At 62.9% G+C, this 14,350-nt stretch carries 14 protein-coding genes and 1 riboswitch; of the genes, 3 read left to right on the top strand and 11 right to left on the bottom strand.

The genetic code is table 11. The annotated features are described in order from the left end of the window. The 6 genes from JKA62_RS22935 to JKA62_RS22910 all read right to left on the bottom strand — a co-directional run. Window positions 1-2,396: 5-oxoprolinase/urea amidolyase family protein (locus JKA62_RS22935; RefSeq protein WP_201819593.1), on the bottom strand; the 2,396-nt coding region annotated here is incomplete at its 3' end. A 280-nt stretch (window positions 2,397-2,676) separates the two neighbouring features. Then, window positions 2,677-3,318, bottom strand: a complete 642-nt coding sequence (locus tag JKA62_RS22930; RefSeq protein ID WP_201819592.1) for an urea amidolyase associated protein UAAP2 — start codon at window positions 3,316-3,318, stop codon at window positions 2,677-2,679. An 11-nt stretch (window positions 3,319-3,329) separates the two neighbouring features. After that, on the bottom strand, window positions 3,330-4,055 hold the full coding sequence (locus JKA62_RS22925; protein WP_201819591.1) for an urea amidolyase associated protein UAAP1: 726 nt from the start codon (window positions 4,053-4,055) through the stop codon (window positions 3,330-3,332). Window positions 4,056-4,068: 13 nt separating this feature from the next. Continuing rightward, window positions 4,069-4,857 carry an ABC transporter ATP-binding protein gene (locus JKA62_RS22920; protein WP_201819590.1) on the bottom strand — a complete coding sequence of 263 codons (789 nt, stop codon included), beginning with the start codon at window positions 4,855-4,857 and terminating at the stop codon, window positions 4,069-4,071. Continuing rightward, window positions 4,854-5,669, bottom strand: a complete 816-nt coding sequence (locus JKA62_RS22915; RefSeq protein ID WP_085611623.1) for an ABC transporter permease — start codon at window positions 5,667-5,669, stop codon at window positions 4,854-4,856. Before JKA62_RS22915 ends, JKA62_RS22920 begins: the two co-directional genes overlap by 4 nt. Before the next feature lie 18 nt (window positions 5,670-5,687). Beyond that, on the bottom strand, window positions 5,688-6,755 hold the full coding sequence (locus JKA62_RS22910; protein ID WP_085655521.1) for a putative urea ABC transporter substrate-binding protein: 1,068 nt from the start codon (window positions 6,753-6,755) through the stop codon (window positions 5,688-5,690). 63 nt (window positions 6,756-6,818) lie between these two features. Then, window positions 6,819-6,919, bottom strand: a riboswitch (guanidine-I (ykkC/yxkD leader). 283 nt (window positions 6,920-7,202) lie between these two features. Between JKA62_RS22910 and JKA62_RS22905 the strand changes: the two genes are divergently transcribed. Continuing rightward, a complete protein-coding gene (locus tag JKA62_RS22905) occupies window positions 7,203-7,466 on the top strand; it encodes a hypothetical protein (protein ID WP_064383076.1) in 264 nt (87 codons plus the stop codon). Between the two features lie 178 nt (window positions 7,467-7,644). Next, complete coding sequence (locus tag JKA62_RS22900; RefSeq protein ID WP_011332890.1) at window positions 7,645-8,046, top strand: hypothetical protein; 402 nt, start codon at window positions 7,645-7,647, stop codon at window positions 8,044-8,046. Window positions 8,047-8,098: 52 nt separating this feature from the next. Here the strand turns inward: JKA62_RS22900 and JKA62_RS22895 are convergent, their stop codons facing one another. Then, a complete protein-coding gene (locus tag JKA62_RS22895; protein WP_201819589.1) occupies window positions 8,099-9,211 on the bottom strand; it encodes an enoyl-CoA hydratase/isomerase family protein in 1,113 nt (370 codons plus the stop codon). A gap of 132 nt (window positions 9,212-9,343) precedes the next feature. On the opposite strand from JKA62_RS22895, the gene ung reads away from it, so the two are divergent. Beyond that, on the top strand, window positions 9,344-10,039 hold the full coding sequence (ung, locus tag JKA62_RS22890; protein WP_201819588.1) for a uracil-DNA glycosylase: 696 nt from the start codon (window positions 9,344-9,346) through the stop codon (window positions 10,037-10,039). Between the two features lie 3 nt (window positions 10,040-10,042). On the opposite strand, the gene JKA62_RS22885 is transcribed toward ung, so the two are convergent. Genes JKA62_RS22885 through JKA62_RS22870 form a run of 4 tightly spaced genes read right to left on the bottom strand, consistent with a single transcriptional unit; the run spans window position 10,043 to window position 14,075 of the window. Further along, window positions 10,043-11,074 carry an AbrB family transcriptional regulator gene (locus JKA62_RS22885; RefSeq protein WP_201819586.1) on the bottom strand — a complete coding sequence of 344 codons (1,032 nt, stop codon included), beginning with the start codon at window positions 11,072-11,074 and terminating at the stop codon, window positions 10,043-10,045. Then, complete coding sequence (locus JKA62_RS22880) at window positions 11,067-12,581, bottom strand: tripartite tricarboxylate transporter permease (protein WP_011332894.1); 1,515 nt, start codon at window positions 12,579-12,581, stop codon at window positions 11,067-11,069. The genes JKA62_RS22885 and JKA62_RS22880 overlap by 8 nt, the downstream gene beginning before the upstream one ends. A 1-nt stretch (window position 12,582) precedes the next feature. Further along, window positions 12,583-13,041 carry a tripartite tricarboxylate transporter TctB family protein gene (locus tag JKA62_RS22875; protein ID WP_011332895.1) on the bottom strand — a complete coding sequence of 153 codons (459 nt, stop codon included), beginning with the start codon at window positions 13,039-13,041 and terminating at the stop codon, window positions 12,583-12,585. Window positions 13,042-13,097: 56 nt separating this feature from the next. After that, window positions 13,098-14,075, bottom strand: coding sequence for a Bug family tripartite tricarboxylate transporter substrate binding protein (locus tag JKA62_RS22870; RefSeq protein WP_011332896.1), 978 nt, complete (start codon window positions 14,073-14,075; stop codon window positions 13,098-13,100). Window positions 14,076-14,350: the final 275 nt, after the last annotated feature.

Raw genomic sequence — 14,350 nt, 5'->3', positions numbered from 1 at the left:
ATCCCCGGCGACACGAGGGCCTGTGGGTGCTGGCTTGCCAGCGATGAAGTTGACGCGGTGTCTGCTCGGGCCCCATCGCTGGCAAGCCAGCTCCCACAGGCGTCCCATTTGAGGGCGAGATCGCGTGCGGTCTTGAGATCGACGGGCACGAACTGCACTTTGTCCCCGGCCTTGAGTTGACCCAGTTGCCAGAGATCGGCCTCGATCACCGTCACCGGGCACACGAAACCACCGAGGCTCGGGCCGTCCGGGCCGAGGATCACCGGCATGTCGCCGGTGAAGTCCACGGCGCCGATGGCGTAGGGGTTGTCGTGAATGTTCGATGGATGCAGCCCCGCCTCGCCGCCGTCGGCGCGCACCCATTCCGGCTTTGGTCCTATCAGGCGCACGCCGGTACGGCTGGAGTTGAAGTGCACTTCCCAGTGCGTGGCGAAGAACGTGTCGATGTAGTGTTCGGTGAAATATTCGGGCGCGCCGTGGGGGCCGTAGATCACCCGGATCCGGCGCACGGCGGGCAACGCGCTGACGTGATGCGGGGCCAGGGTCTGCCCGGCGCTGCGGTCGCTCAGTGGGGCCAGGTGCAACACGTCCCCGGCGCGCAGGGCTCGCCCGCCATGACCGCCGAACTGACCGAGGGTGAAGGTGCTTTTGCTGCCCAGATAGTCCGGCACCTGCAGGCCGCCGCGCAGGCACAGGTAGCTGCGGGCGCCGGCGGCTTGCAAACCGCCGAGATTCAACTGGCTGCCTGCCTCGATCAACAGCGCGGTGTTCATCGGCACCGCTTCGCCGTCGAGGGTCAGCGCCAACGGCGCCCCGGTCACCGCCACCACCGCATCGCAATTGAAGCGCAGCAGCGGCCCGTTCATGGTGATTTCCAGTGCCGCCGCGCCTTCGGCATTGCCCAGCAAGCGATTGCCCAGGCGCAACGCGCGGCTGTCCATCGGCCCCGAAGGCGGCACGCCGACCGCCCAGTAACCGAGGCGACCGGGGTAGTCCTGGACGCTGGTCTGGGTGCCGGCGCTCAGCACTTCAAACGTGTTGGCCCGGTACACCAGGCCTTCCAGGCAACGGGTCCAGGGCTGACCGCTGGCGAACGGTGTATCGAGCAGAATCTGCCGCAGGTAATCGCGGTTGGTTTCCACGCCGTACAGCTGGCTGTCGCCGAGGGCCTGGTGCAGTTCGGCGCGGGCCTGTTCGCGGGTTGGCGCCCAGCTGATGACTTTGGCGATCATCGGATCGAAGTAGGGCGGGATCTCGCAGCCAGCCTCGACCCAGGTGTCGATGCGCAGTTGAATGCCGTTGGCCGCAGGAAACTCCACAGCGGTCAGCAGCCCTGGGCTCGGCTGGAAATCGCGCCCCGGATCCTCCGCGTACAGTCGCGCCTGAATCGCGTGGCCGTCCGGTTTCAGGCCCTCAAACAATGTGCTCAGCGGCGGCAGATCTCCCGCCGCCAGTTCAATCATCCAGCGCACCAGATCGACGCCCCACACCTGTTCGGTAACGCCGTGCTCAACCTGCAACCGGGTGTTCACTTCCAGAAAATAGAAGCGCTGCGCATCGCTGTCGAAAACGAATTCGACGGTGCCGGCGCTGCGGTAATTCACCGCTTTGGCCAGTTTGATCGCCGCCGCACACAGCTCATCCGCCATGCCTTCGGGCAGGTTCGGTGCCGGGGTTTCTTCGAGGACTTTCTGATTGCGCCGCTGCACCGAGCAGTCGCGCACGCCGAGGGCGATCACTGCGCCTTGGCCGTCGCCGAACACCTGGACTTCCAGATGCCGCGCACGCTGGATGTACTTCTCGATGAACACTCCGGCGTCGCTGAAGTTGTTCTGGCCGAGGCGCTTCACCGCCTCGAACGACTCGCTCAGTTCGCTGGCGTTACGGCACACGCGCATGCCGATGCCACCGCCCCCGGCGGTGCTTTTGAGCATCACCGGATAACCGACCTGCGCGCCGGCAATCAGCGCGGCGTCGAGGCTGTCGAGCAGTTCGGTACCTTCGAGCATCGGCACGCCGTGCTGTTTGGCCAGGGCCCGTGCGGTGTGCTTGAGTCCGAACACCCGCAGTTGCTCCGGTGTCGGGCCGATGAAGGCAATGCCATGGTTGGCGCAGGCTTCGGCGAACGCCGCGTTCTCGGAAAGAAAGCCGTAGCCCGGATGGATCGCGGTGGCGCCAGTGGCTTTGGCGATGGCGAGAATCTTGTCCACGGCCAGATAGGTGCTGGCCGCGGCGCCTTCACCGAGGCTGTGGGCTTCGTCCGCTTGCAGGATGTGCAGGCTGGCGGCATCGGCTTCGGAGTACACCGCGACGCCTTCGACGTGCAGTTCACGCAAGGTGCGCAGAATGCGGCAGGCAATCGCGCCACGGTTGGCAATCAGGACTTTTTCGAACATGGCAAAACCCCTGAAGGGGATGCGGGCCGTCCCGCAGTTTTTCGATGAGCGCCGGGGTCGTCCCCGACGGCAAAATCACAATTTCGAAAGTCACCATTGACCTTGTGGGAGCGGGCTTGCCCGCGATGGCGGTGTGTCAGTCATCATCAATGTTGGCTGTGCCGACGCCATCGCTGGCAAGCCAGCTCCCACAGGGTTCAGGGGTGTTTTGGGGATTTCAGACACTGGCCGGAACGGGCCTGGCACAGGGCAAACAACCAGCGGCGCAGACGGGCGAATGTCAGTTCCATACCAGTAGCTCCGCAGGTGTCGGGTTGTAGGCGTTGCACGGGTTGTTCAGTTGCGGGCAGTTGGAGATCAGCACGATCACGTCCATCTCGGCGCGCAGGTCGACGTACTTGCCCGGCGCGGAAATGCCGTCCTCGAAGGTCAGGCCGCCGTCGGCGGTCACCGGTACGTTCATGAAGAAATTGATGTTCGGCCCGATGTCACCTTTGCTCAGGCGTCCGTCGTGGACGCAGGCACGCAGGTAGTTATCGCGGCAGCTGTGCATGTAGCGTTTTTCCAGGGCGTAGCGCACGGTGTTGCTCTCCTGCGCGCAGGCGCCGCCGAGGGTGTCGTGGCGGCCGCAGGTGTCGGCGATGATGGTCAGCATCGGTTTGCCAAGGTTGGAATACAAAACGCTGCCGGTGCTCAGGTACACGCTGTTCTGCCGGCGCAAAGTGCGTTGCACGTCGTAGCGCTCGCGGGGATTGGCGAGGCTATAGAACAGCGTATCGACCGCCTGGTTGCCCTCAAGATCGAGGATACGCAGAGTCTGGCCGGCCTTGACCTCCATCAGCCAGGGTTCGCCGGCGGGAATGGTGGCGCGGTACACCGCAGCGTCGGGTTGTTTTTGCGAAGTGGCGATAGCAACTGACATGGCGATGATCCTCAGGCGAACAAACGGTCGGTGTTGATAAAGCCGCGCTCGTTCTCCGGGCGCGAGGTACGGCAGTGTTCGGCGACGCTTGGGTCGGCGTTCATCCAGCTCAGCTTCAGCGGTTTAGGCGCGTAGTCGGGCGACGGGTCCATCGGGTGTTGCAAGGCGGTGAGGACGACGAGGGTGTCCATCGGGGCGTACAGCTCGATGTAATCGCCGGCCTTCGAATGGCCTTCGACGAAATGGAAGCGCCCGGTTTCATCGACGTTGACCCGGCTGAACAGGTTGAGGGTCATCAGCAGGTCGGACAGGCCCAGGCCCCACTTGCCCAGTTCTACCAGCAGGTTGTCGGTGCCGTTGCGAAAGAAGCCGTTGCGCAGTTCCTGATAGCGGCCCTGGCCGTATTTTTCCGCGACCTCTTCAGCGCACAGCACACCGCCGAGGCTGTCGCTCCAGCCGCAGGTATCCGCCGTGATTGCCGCCAGCACGCGGCCCATGTCCGAGTACAGGCAATGGCCGGCGGTCAGCTTGGCGGTGTGTTGGCATTTGAGGCTGTCGGGCAGGTTCAGGCGTTCGGTTTTTTCGTTGGCGTTGAGTAAGGTCAGGCTGACGTTGGCCCCACCGCGCAGGTCGGTCAGGCGCAGCAGCTGGCCGCGTTTCAGGACGAAGGAACGGTGGCCGCCACCGGGCAGGGTTTCCTCGGCGAAGGGTCGAAACAGTTGGGTCGAATCAGTCATGGGAGCAGTCCTCTCAGGCAATACGAAGCGTGCCGGCCAGCTCGGCGGGCAGGGCGTCGACGGCGGCGCGTTGGGCGCGGCGGTCGCTGTTCAAAGGGATGTCGTAGGTGATGCGGGCGCCATAGGCGCCGGGGGCGTGCGGGTCGAGGCGGACCTTGTCGAACACCAGCAAACGGGTGCCGAGGCTGAAACCTTCGGACAGGTCGTGGGTGACCATGAACACCGTCAGTTGCGTCTCGCGCCATAGCTCCAGCAGCAGGGCGTGCATGTCCTTGCGGATGCCCGGATCGAGCGCACCGAACGGTTCGTCGAGCAACAACACGCGCGGTTTCATGATCAACGCCTGGGCGATCGCCAGCCGCTGTTGCATGCCGCCGGAGAGTTGCGCCGGGTACTTGTCCAGCGCATGGCCGAGGCCGACTTTGTGCAGCAGCGCCGAGGCCTCCTCGCGGGCGTCCCGTTTGGCGCCGCCGAACAGACGTCCAAGCAGTGGCGCGCGAGGCAGTTCGAGGCCGAGGGCGACGTTGTCCAGTACGCTCAGGTGCGGGAACACCGAGTAGCGCTGGAACACCACGCCACGGCTGGCATCCGGTTCGTGGGCGAGGGGCTGACCGTCGAGCAGAATCTCGCCGCGACTGGCGGTTTCCTGACCCAGCAGCAGGCGCAGGAAGGTCGACTTGCCGCAGCCCGAGGCACCGACCAGCGTGCAGAACTCGCCCTCGTTGACGTTGAGGTTCAAGCCTTCGAGCACCACTTGGTCGGCGTATTGCTGCCAGACGTTTTTCACCGTGATGAAGCTCATTTGGCGGCCCCCTCATACCAGGGAAATGCCCGACGGGTCAGGTATTTGAGGCCCCAATCCATCAGCCAGGCGAGCAGGGTGATCCAGACCACGTACGGCAGGATCACGTCCATCGCCAGGTAACGGCGCACCAGGAAAATCCGGTAGCCCAGACCGTCGGTGGAGGCGATGGCTTCGGCGGCGATCAGGAACAGCCACGCCGAACCGAGCATCAGCCGCAGCGAGATCAGCAGACGCGGCAACAGTTGCGGCAGCACCACACGCAGCATCAATGTCCAGGTCGAGGCGCCAAGGGTCTGCGCCTTGATCAGCAGTTCGACGGGGATGTCCCGGGCGCGCTGTTCCAGATCTCGGGCCAGGGCCGGGGTGATGCCGATCACGATCAGCATCACTTTCGACAGCTCGCCGAGGCCGAAGACGATGAACAGGATCGGGAGGATCGCCAGTGGCGGCACCATCGACAGCACCGTCAGCATCGGCGACAACGGTGCGCCGAACAGCGGCAGGGTGCCGGCGGCCATGCCCAGGCATAACCCGGCCAGTGCCGCGATGCCGAGGCCGATGGCCAGGCGTCGCAGGCTCGACGCGGTGTCCTGCCACAACAGGTATTCACCGGTGCGGCTGTCGGCGTTGAAGGCCAGGCGTTTCACCGCGTCGGTCATCTGCACCGCGCTGGGCAGCAGTTTGTCGTTGGGATTGTCCGCCAGGCGCTCGGCCGAGCCCATGAAATAGGCGAACAGCACCAGGGCGAACGGCAGGATCACCAGCAACAGGCGACTCGGGCGATCCGGGTGGCGATTGATCAGGCGCATGGCCAAATCCTCCGTGGCTTACAGCTTGGCGTCAGCGGCCATCTGCACGTAGGTCGGATCGAAACGCAGCTTGAGGTTGCCGGTGTCGCCGCTGGTCACGCCGTTGGCGAACGCCATGCCGACCGCGCTGGTGTCTTTCGCGCCTTCACCGAGCAAACCGTGCTGGAACGAAAACTCGGCAACCCTGCGCATGGTTTCCGGCAGTTGCTTGCTGGTGGCGAACGCCAGGGCTTCTTTCGGTGTGGCGAACAGTTTTGTGGTGTCCAGTTGCGCCTGGAATCCGGCCAGGTCGGTGCCCGAGGCCTTGGCCATGTGCTCCAGCGCGGCTTTGCCCGCCGCGTTTTTCGCGTTCATCAAGTCGACCACTTCGAACCACGCGCCGGTCAGCGCCTTGCCCAGCGCCGGGTTGTCTTTGAGGGTGGCACTGTTGACCACCATCATGTCCATGATTTCGCCGGGGATCTGGCTGGAGTTGAAGACTTCGGTCACGCCCGGTTTGGCCTTGATGTCCGAAAGCATCGGGTTCCAGGTGGTGACGGCGTTGACCTGCTCGGTGTTGAAGGCGGCGGAAATGTCGGCGTCGGAGGTGTTGACCACTTTCAGGTCTTTCTCGGTGAGATCCACCGAATCCAGCGCGCGGGCCAGCAAGTAATGCGAGACCGACAGTTCGACCAGGTTGACGTCCATGCCCTTGAGGTCGGCGACTTTCTTGCCTTCGCCCTTGAGGACGATGCCGTCATTGCCGTTGGAGAAATCGCTGACGATCAGCGCAGTGCTGTCGACGCCACCGGCGGCGGGAATGGTCAGCGCATCCATGTTGGTCATGGTGCAGCCATCGAACTGACCGGCGGTGTATTGATTGATCGATTCGACGTAGTCGTTGAGCTGGACCACATCGATCTTGATCCCGTACTTCTTCGCCCATTTGTCGACGATGCCCTGGCTACCGGCGTATTCCCATGGCATCCAGCCGGCATAGATCGTCCAGCAGACGCTGAAGTGGTCTTTCTGCGCGGCGGGCGATTGAGTGCTGATCAGCGCGGCGAACGCGGCGGCGAGCAGGGCGGGCAAACGTAGTCGGGACATGGTGGCTTCTCCAGTTGATCGAGGGCGGACAGGAAGGCAACGCGGCACCGCGAACGGTGGCTTGTCTCCCGGGCTTTTGTCCCGCCGTGTAACCTCAACTGGAGGTCGCCAACTCTCGGACCAGCCACTCGCAGATGCGAGCCGGAACCCTAGTCAGCCATTGCAAATTGTGGTGCCGCGAACCTTTGATGACTCCTGCACGAGTTTGCTAAAGCGAGAGGCGTGCCAAGTCGGGTCGGGCGCTCTGTTACGGGCTTTCGTGACGTTACGGCGGATGGCGAACGCCTGTGGGCGCTTTGTGTTGGTGCGCGGTTGCACCGTCATGCAGCGTCCGCTGCCGCTGATCCGATGCCCCTGAGGGTTGGGCACTCGGTAGCGGTCAGCCAGTCAAATCTGATGTCAGCCGGTCTGTGCCGACTGCTGTCACAGGTCTTTCAGGAGGCCGCCATGCGTATTTCAAAATTGCTGCGTCGGGTGCTGCTGGGAGCAGTGCTCGGTCTAGGGCTGTCCGGCTGTTACTACTACGCCGGCGGCTACGATGTTTACTCCACGCCCTACTACTATCCCGGCTATTACTCGCCCTATTACTACGGTGGTTATTACGGCCCGCGTTACTACGGTGGCGCCCGCTATTACTACGGCGGCCATGGCTATCGCGGCGGTTACGGACGGGGTTATCACGGCGGCGGATACCACGGTGGGCACCACTAATCAGCGGCTGAATGACGGCGTTTCTGCATGAACAAGGTTTCATCAATCACTTGTTTCAAGTTGTTGCAGAAACGCACCGGATGCCGAAATCGCTGTCAGATATTTCGTCAGTCGCCGAATAAAAGACTGACGCCTGCCAGCGTCGCTGGTGTGGCTACCCGCGGTCCAGGAGGCCGCCATGTATCGCCGAATTCTTCTGTTTACCGTGATGCTTTTTTCCCTTGGCGGATGCGTCCCTTATTCCTACGGAGATGGCTACTACAGCTCAGAGGTCTACACATCGCAGGCACCTTCGTACTACAGCGGCGGCACCTACTACAGCGGCGGCAGCACGTACTACTCGGCGCCGCGCTACTACCAGCCAGCACCGCGCTATTACCAACCGGCGCCCCGTTATTATTCAGCGCCCCGTTACTACCAACCGGCCCCGCGCTACTACGAGAACCGTCGCTGGCACGGTCATGATCGCGGACGCTGGGACGACCACCGTCGCGGTGGCTGGGATGACCGCCGGGGTCGTGGCAATTACGACCGTCACAGTGGACGTGGCGATTACGGCCGACACGGCAACCGCTGGTAACCCCCCGCAGAAAAAGCGGCGCATTGAGCGCCGCTTTTTTTGTGCCTGGATTTCAGTAACTGGAGAGATCCGCCAACGGATGCCGCCCCTCCCAGACTTTGTGAAAGTGCGCCTCGACCACCGCGTCCGGCACCCGGGCGATGTCCGGCCAGTGCCAGTGCGGTTTGTGATCCTTGTCGATCAGCCGCGCCCGGACTCCTTCGCTGAATTCCGGATGCCGGCAGCAATTGAGGCTCAGGGTGTATTCCATCTGAAAGACTTCGGCCAGCGACATGTGGCGGGCGCGGATGATCTGCTCCCAGACCAGATGCGCCGTCAGTGGCGAACCTTCGCTCATGGTTTTCGCCGCACGGGCAATCAACAGGTCGTTGCTGTCCCGATGCAGGCTGATGGCTTTCCAGGCGCACGTTACATCGCTGACATCCAACAGATCATCGATTACCTGGCGCCGTGGCAGCCATTGCGCTTCAGGCATCTGCGCCACGGCTTCCTGCTGCAGCGCCTTGAGCAGGCTGTTGAGCTGCATGGCAGTCTGTTCCTGCCAGTTCAACTGCAACAAGCCGTCGATCAGTTCCTGTTGCTGTTCGTCGAGCAGGAAACGGTCGGCCAGGTCCAGATCAATCGCATCGCGACCGTTCATGTGCGCGCCGGTCAAACCAAGGAACAAGCCGAGCTTGCCCGGCAGACGTGACAGAAACCAGCTGGCGCCGACATCCGGGTAAAGGCCGATGCTGATTTCCGGCATCGCCAGACGACTGCTCGGCGTGACGATCCGGATGCTCGCGCCTTGCAGCAGGCCCATGCCGCCGCCGAGCACATAACCATGGCCCCAGCAGATCAACGGTTTCGGGTAAGTATGCAGGCTGTAGTCCAGACGGTATTCAGCGTTGAAAAACTGTGCGGCCAGCGGCGGCACTTCGCCGGGATGGGCGCGACAGGCTTCCACCAGGCTGCGCACTTCGCCGCCGGCGCAGAAGGCCTTGGCGCCGTTGCCGCGCAGCAGCACGCAGACGATTTGCGGATCCTTGGCCCAGGCGTTCAGTTTGTCGCTCAGGGCGTGGATCATCGGCAGGGACAGCGCATTGAGCGACTTTTCGGCATCCAGCGTGGCCACGCCGATGCGCGCGCCGTCGGTGCCGGTGAGTTCTTCGAAGTGCAGATTCATCGTGACCTCGATCGGGAATTTGAACGATCAGTATGATCGCTGTGTGGGAAAGTGCCGGATCTGCGTCAGATCAATTGACAAGCGTGGTCGGCTTTCCTAGGGTTCGCCCCATTGTTTTTGCCGGGTATGACCATGACTGCTGACGACCGTATCAAACTCGAACCGAGCTGGAAGGAGGCACTGCGTGCCGAATTCGACCAGCCCTACATGGCAGAGTTGCGCACTTTTCTGCAGCAGGAGCGGGCGGCCGGCAAGGAAATCTATCCGCCGGGCCCGATGATCTTCAACGCGCTGAATTCGACGCCGCTGGACAAGGTGAAAGTGGTCATCCTCGGCCAGGACCCGTACCACGGCCCGGGCCAGGCCCACGGCTTGTGCTTCTCGGTGCAACCGGGCGTGCCGGCGCCACCGTCGCTGGTCAACATCTATAAAGAGTTGAAGCGCGACCTGAACATCGACATCCCCAACCACGGCTATCTGCAGAGCTGGGCCGATCAGGGCGTGTTGATGCTCAACACCACCATGACCGTCGAGCGTGCCAACGCCAACGCGCACAAGGACAAGGGCTGGCAGTTCTTCACGGACCGGATCATTGAGGTGGTCAGCCAGAAACAACCGCATCTGGTATTCATGCTGTGGGGCGCCCATGCGCAGAGCAAGCAGAAGCTGATCGATGCCACCAAACATCTGGTGCTGACCTCGGTGCATCCGTCGCCACTGTCGGCCTATCGCGGCTTCCTCGGTTGCGGGCATTTCAGCCGCACCAACAAATTCCTCGAGCAGAACGGCGAAGCGCCGATCGAGTGGCGCCTGCCGCCGGTGGTCTGATGCTCAGGGCTGGCGGTTCCAGTATTTGAATAACGGTTCCGCCAGAAACAGCACGAACAACAACCGCATCACCTGCATTGCCGTCACCAGCGGCACCGACAGTTGCAGGGTTTCCGCCGTCAGGCTCATCTCTGCGATCCCGCCGGGCATCATGCCCAACGTCAGCGAGCGCAGGTCCAGATGGGTCAGCGCACTCAATCCCAACGCCGCCAGTGTCGCGATCAACATGGTCAGCGCCGTGCCGATCAACGTGCGCCCCATGAACGATGGCGCGCGGCGGAAGAACTGGCGGTTGAAGTGACAACCCAGCCCACTGCCGATCAGCCACTGGCCGATCTGGCTGCCGCCATTGGGCAGGCCGATGTGCAGATCCCAGCCGATGCTCACCGCCGCGCTGACCAGCAGCGGACCGAACAGCCAAGGGTTAGGTTGACGCAGACGTTGCCAGAGCCAGGCGAGCAGGCCGCCCGCCGGAAAAAGAATCGCCAGCCAGCGCCAATCGACGCTGCCGGCGTGTGAAATCGGGGTGCCGTCACCCAGCAGATATTTGAACGCCGCCGGTACACACAACACCACCACCAGCACCCGCAGACTCTGCCCGGCCGCGACATGGCTGAGCAGCGCGCCGTTGCGGGCGCCGAGGTTGACCATCTCGCCGGAGCCGCCGGGCATGCTGGAGAAAAACGCTGTGGCGCGATCCTCGCCGGTGCGGCGCATCAGCCACACGCCGACCACCGCCGAGAGGCTGGTGACCAGTGCGCCGAAGAAGATCAGGCCGAAGTGGCCGAGTACCTGCTCCATCACCAGCGGGGTGAAGTGTAGGCCGATACCGATGCCGACGATCCACTGGCCGCACTTGCGGCCGCCAGGGATTTCTGTCAATTGCCACGGGGTCAGGCAGCGCACCAGGATGATCGCCAGCAACGAGCCGACCATCCACGGCAGCGGCCAGCCGATCTGGCTGGCGATGAAACCGCCAAGCAGACCGACCAGCGGGGTTCCCCACCAGGTTTTGAGGGAGAGCCGATCAGACATCGGCAACGGCGCGTTGCGCGGCCGAGCGTTTGCGCCAGATGCGCAGCAGCGGCATCAGCAACATGATCGCGGTCAGCACCCAGACGCCGAAGGTGATCGGGCTCGACCAGAGAATCTCCAGCGCACCGTTGGAAATCGACAGCGCCCGGCGCAGGTTCTGCTCCATCAGGCCGCCGAGGATGAACCCCAGCAGCACTGGCGACAGCGGGAAGTCCAGTTTGCGCAGGATGTAGCCGAAGATGCCGATGCCGACCATCAGGAACAGATCGAACGTGGTCGCGTGCACGGCGTAGACGCCGATCCCGGTAATGATCGCGATCACCGGCACCAGTGCCCAGTTCGGCACGGCGAGGATGCGGGTGAAGATGCGGATCATCGGGATGTTCAGGATCACCAGCATGATGTTGGCGATGAACAGCGAAGCGATCAGGCCCCAGACGATGTCCGGCTGTTGCTGGAACAGCAGCGGGCCGGGGGTGATGTTGTACAGCGACAGAGCGCCGATCATCACCGCTGTGGTACCCGAACCCGGAACACCGAGGGTCAGCATCGGTACCAGCGCGCCGCAAGCGGAGGCACCGATGGCGGTTTCCGGCGCAGCGAGACCGCGGGCGTCGCCCTGGCCAAACTTGCCGCTGGCACCGGCGATGCGTTTCTCGGTCATGTAGGCCACGGCGCTGGCGAGGGTCGCACCGGCACCCGGCAACACGCCCATGATGAAACCGAGCAGGCCGCAACGGATGTTCACCACGAACACCGACGCCGCTTCCTTGAAGTTGAACATCATCCGCCCGGTGGCTTTCACCGCTTCCTGGCCGCGGTGGGTTTTCTCCAGCAGCAGAAGAATTTCGCTGACCGAGAACAGGCCCAGTACCAGCACCACGAACTGAATGCCGTCAGTCAGGTGAATGTTGTCGCCGGTGAAACGGTACACACCGCTGTTGGCGTCGATGCCGACGCTGGACAGGAACAGACCGATCAACGCCGCGATAAAGGTTTTCACCGGCCGGTCACCGGCCATGCCGCCGAGACAGACAATCGCGAACACCATCAGTACGAAATATTCCGCGGGTCCGAAGGCAATCGCCCATTTCGCCAGCAGCGGGGCGAACAGCACCATGCCGCAGGTGGCGATGAAGGCGCCGATGAACGAACTCCACGCCGACAACGACAGCGCCACGCCGGCCAGGCCTTTGCGGGCCATCGGGTAACCGTCGAGGGTGGTCATTACGGTGGAGGCTTCGCCCGGAATGTTCAGCAGGATCGAGCTGATCCGGCCGCCGTATTCGCAGCCCAGATAGACCGCCGCCAGCAGGATCAGGGCCGATTCCGGCGGCAGTCCGAGGGCGAACGCGATCGGGATCAGCAGCGCCACACCATTGATCGGGCCCAGGCCCGGCAACAAGCCGACCACGGTGCCGATCAGCGTGCCGGTCAGGGCGGTGACCAGGTTGTACGGACTCAGCGCGACGCCGAAGCCCTGACCCAAATAACCGAGAGTATCCATATCAGTTCTCCAGAACGTCGAGCAGGCCGAGGGGCAGCGGTACGTCCATCACGCGGTCGAACAGCACGTACAGACCGATCGCCATCAGCGTTGTGACGATGACGCTCGGTAACCAGCGCCCGCCATACAGGCGCGCCATCGGAATGCCGATCAGAATGCTGCTGAGAATGAAGCCCAGCGGCTCGAACAAGCCGGCAAACACCAGCAGCAGGGCGACGCAGATCGCGATCTTGGTCAGGGTTTCGCGATCCAGCGGCGGTTCGTCATCGCTGTGTTTGATCGGCGCCGGGCGAAACACCATGTACAGCAGCGCCAGGCTCATCAGACCCAGCATCAACAGAGGGAATGCCCGAGGACCGACCGGTTCGTAGGAAAAAGCCGCCTGATACGGCCACGCCATCAGCGCCAGGCCGGCACAGGCCAGCAACAGCACCGAGGCAAAAATGCGTTGAATAAGCATGAGGGAACTCCTGCCATGGCCCCGCTGAAAGGGCCATGGACGCTAGACCGAGACGATCACTGAATCAGGCCGAACTCTTTGGCCAGTACCTTGTAGTCCGCCACTTGCTTCTTGACGTAGGTGTCCAGCTCGGGACCGGTCATGGCGAACGGGAAGAGTTCACGCTGATCACGCAGCTTGGCGAAGTCTTCCGAGGCCAGCAGTTTGTCGAAGGAGTCTTTCCACCAGGCGTAGTCTTCATCGCTGACTTTTGGCCCGAGGTAGAAGCCGCGCACCACCGGCCAGACGATGTCGTAGCCTTGCTCGCGAGCGGTAGGAATGTCCTTCATTTCCGGCTCGTCCAGGCGTTTCTCGGCAAACACGGCCAGCAGGCGCATGTCACCACTCTGGATGTGCGGCATGGAGTCGGAGATGTCGGTACTGCCGACCTGGATATGACCGCCGAGCAGCGCGGTAGCGATCTCGCCACCCCCTTCGAGGGCGACGTAGCGCAGGTCGCGCGGGTTGATCCCGGCGGCTTTGGCGATCAGCGCAGTCTGCATCCAGTCCTGGCTGCCGACGGTACCGCCGGAGCCGATGACCACGGAGCTCGGATCTTTCTTCAGCGCCTGCACGAGATCATCGAGGGTTTTGTAGGGCGAATCGCTTTTCACCGCGATGGCGCCGTAGCTGGTGCCGACCGCGGCCAGCCAGCGTACGTTGGTTTCATCGAACCGACCGAACTTGCCCTGAGCCAGGTTGAGCAGCGAGCCGCTGGACCACGCCACCAGCGTGCCGGCATCGGCGGGACGCTGCGCTACCACCGCGTTGTACGCTACCGCACCGACGCCGCCGGGCATGTAGGTCACGCGCATCGGTTTGGTCAGCAGTTTTTCGTTGACCAGCGCGCTTTGCGCCAGTTTGCAGGTCAGGTCGAAACCGCCGCCGGGGGAGGCGGGGGCAATGCATTCCGGACGTTTCGGTTCGGCCATCAGTTGGCCGGCGAACAGCACGCAACCGGCGGCGAGGGCGAAACGGCGCAGGGATCGGTTCATGAGTGTCTCCACGGGAGTTGTTGTTTTTGGGGATGTTTCAGGTGCGGCGGTTTCGCGCGCGCAGGCTAACAGGCTCAGACCCGGACGGGTTGAACGCCGCGCAGCCGAGGATGGCGCTGACAAGCGAAAACGGGGAAATTCGAGAGGAAGAATGAAACGGGTCAACCTGAAGCTGTGTCGACAGCATGGTGCAGTACCTCGTTATTGTTCTTATTGGCGAAAACGCATCGTGGCGTTTTTCGAGAGCTACGTTTTGAAGCTACGGTGCAAGTACA

Origin of the sequence: Pseudomonas sp. B7, from assembly GCF_016735645.1 — a bacterium.
GTDB lineage: Bacteria > Pseudomonadota > Gammaproteobacteria > Pseudomonadales > Pseudomonadaceae > Aquipseudomonas > Aquipseudomonas glycinae.
Note: the sequence above shows the minus strand (reverse complement) of the source record. Positions and strands in the feature narration are given on the sequence as shown.

Coding starts and splice junctions, on each gene's coding strand:
- ung (WP_201819588.1), top strand. CDS start 9,344: ATGACTGCTGACGACCGTATCAAACTCGAACCGAGCTGGAAGGAGGCA.
- JKA62_RS22905 (WP_064383076.1), top strand. CDS start 7,203: ATGCGTATTTCAAAATTGCTGCGTCGGGTGCTGCTGGGAGCAGTGCTC.
- JKA62_RS22920 (WP_201819590.1), bottom strand. CDS start 4,857: ATGAGCTTCATCACGGTGAAAAACGTCTGGCAGCAATACGCCGACCAA.
- JKA62_RS22880 (WP_011332894.1), bottom strand. CDS start 12,581: ATGGATACTCTCGGTTATTTGGGTCAGGGCTTCGGCGTCGCGCTGAGT.
- JKA62_RS22910 (WP_085655521.1), bottom strand. CDS start 6,755: ATGTCCCGACTACGTTTGCCCGCCCTGCTCGCCGCCGCGTTCGCCGCG.
- JKA62_RS22900 (WP_011332890.1), top strand. CDS start 7,645: ATGTATCGCCGAATTCTTCTGTTTACCGTGATGCTTTTTTCCCTTGGC.
- JKA62_RS22885 (WP_201819586.1), bottom strand. CDS start 11,074: ATGTCTGATCGGCTCTCCCTCAAAACCTGGTGGGGAACCCCGCTGGTC.
- JKA62_RS22895 (WP_201819589.1), bottom strand. CDS start 9,211: ATGAATCTGCACTTCGAAGAACTCACCGGCACCGACGGCGCGCGCATC.
- JKA62_RS22925 (WP_201819591.1), bottom strand. CDS start 4,055: ATGACTGATTCGACCCAACTGTTTCGACCCTTCGCCGAGGAAACCCTG.
- JKA62_RS22875 (WP_011332895.1), bottom strand. CDS start 13,041: ATGCTTATTCAACGCATTTTTGCCTCGGTGCTGTTGCTGGCCTGTGCC.
- JKA62_RS22915 (WP_085611623.1), bottom strand. CDS start 5,669: ATGCGCCTGATCAATCGCCACCCGGATCGCCCGAGTCGCCTGTTGCTG.
- JKA62_RS22870 (WP_011332896.1), bottom strand. CDS start 14,075: ATGAACCGATCCCTGCGCCGTTTCGCCCTCGCCGCCGGTTGCGTGCTG.
- JKA62_RS22930 (WP_201819592.1), bottom strand. CDS start 3,318: ATGTCAGTTGCTATCGCCACTTCGCAAAAACAACCCGACGCTGCGGTG.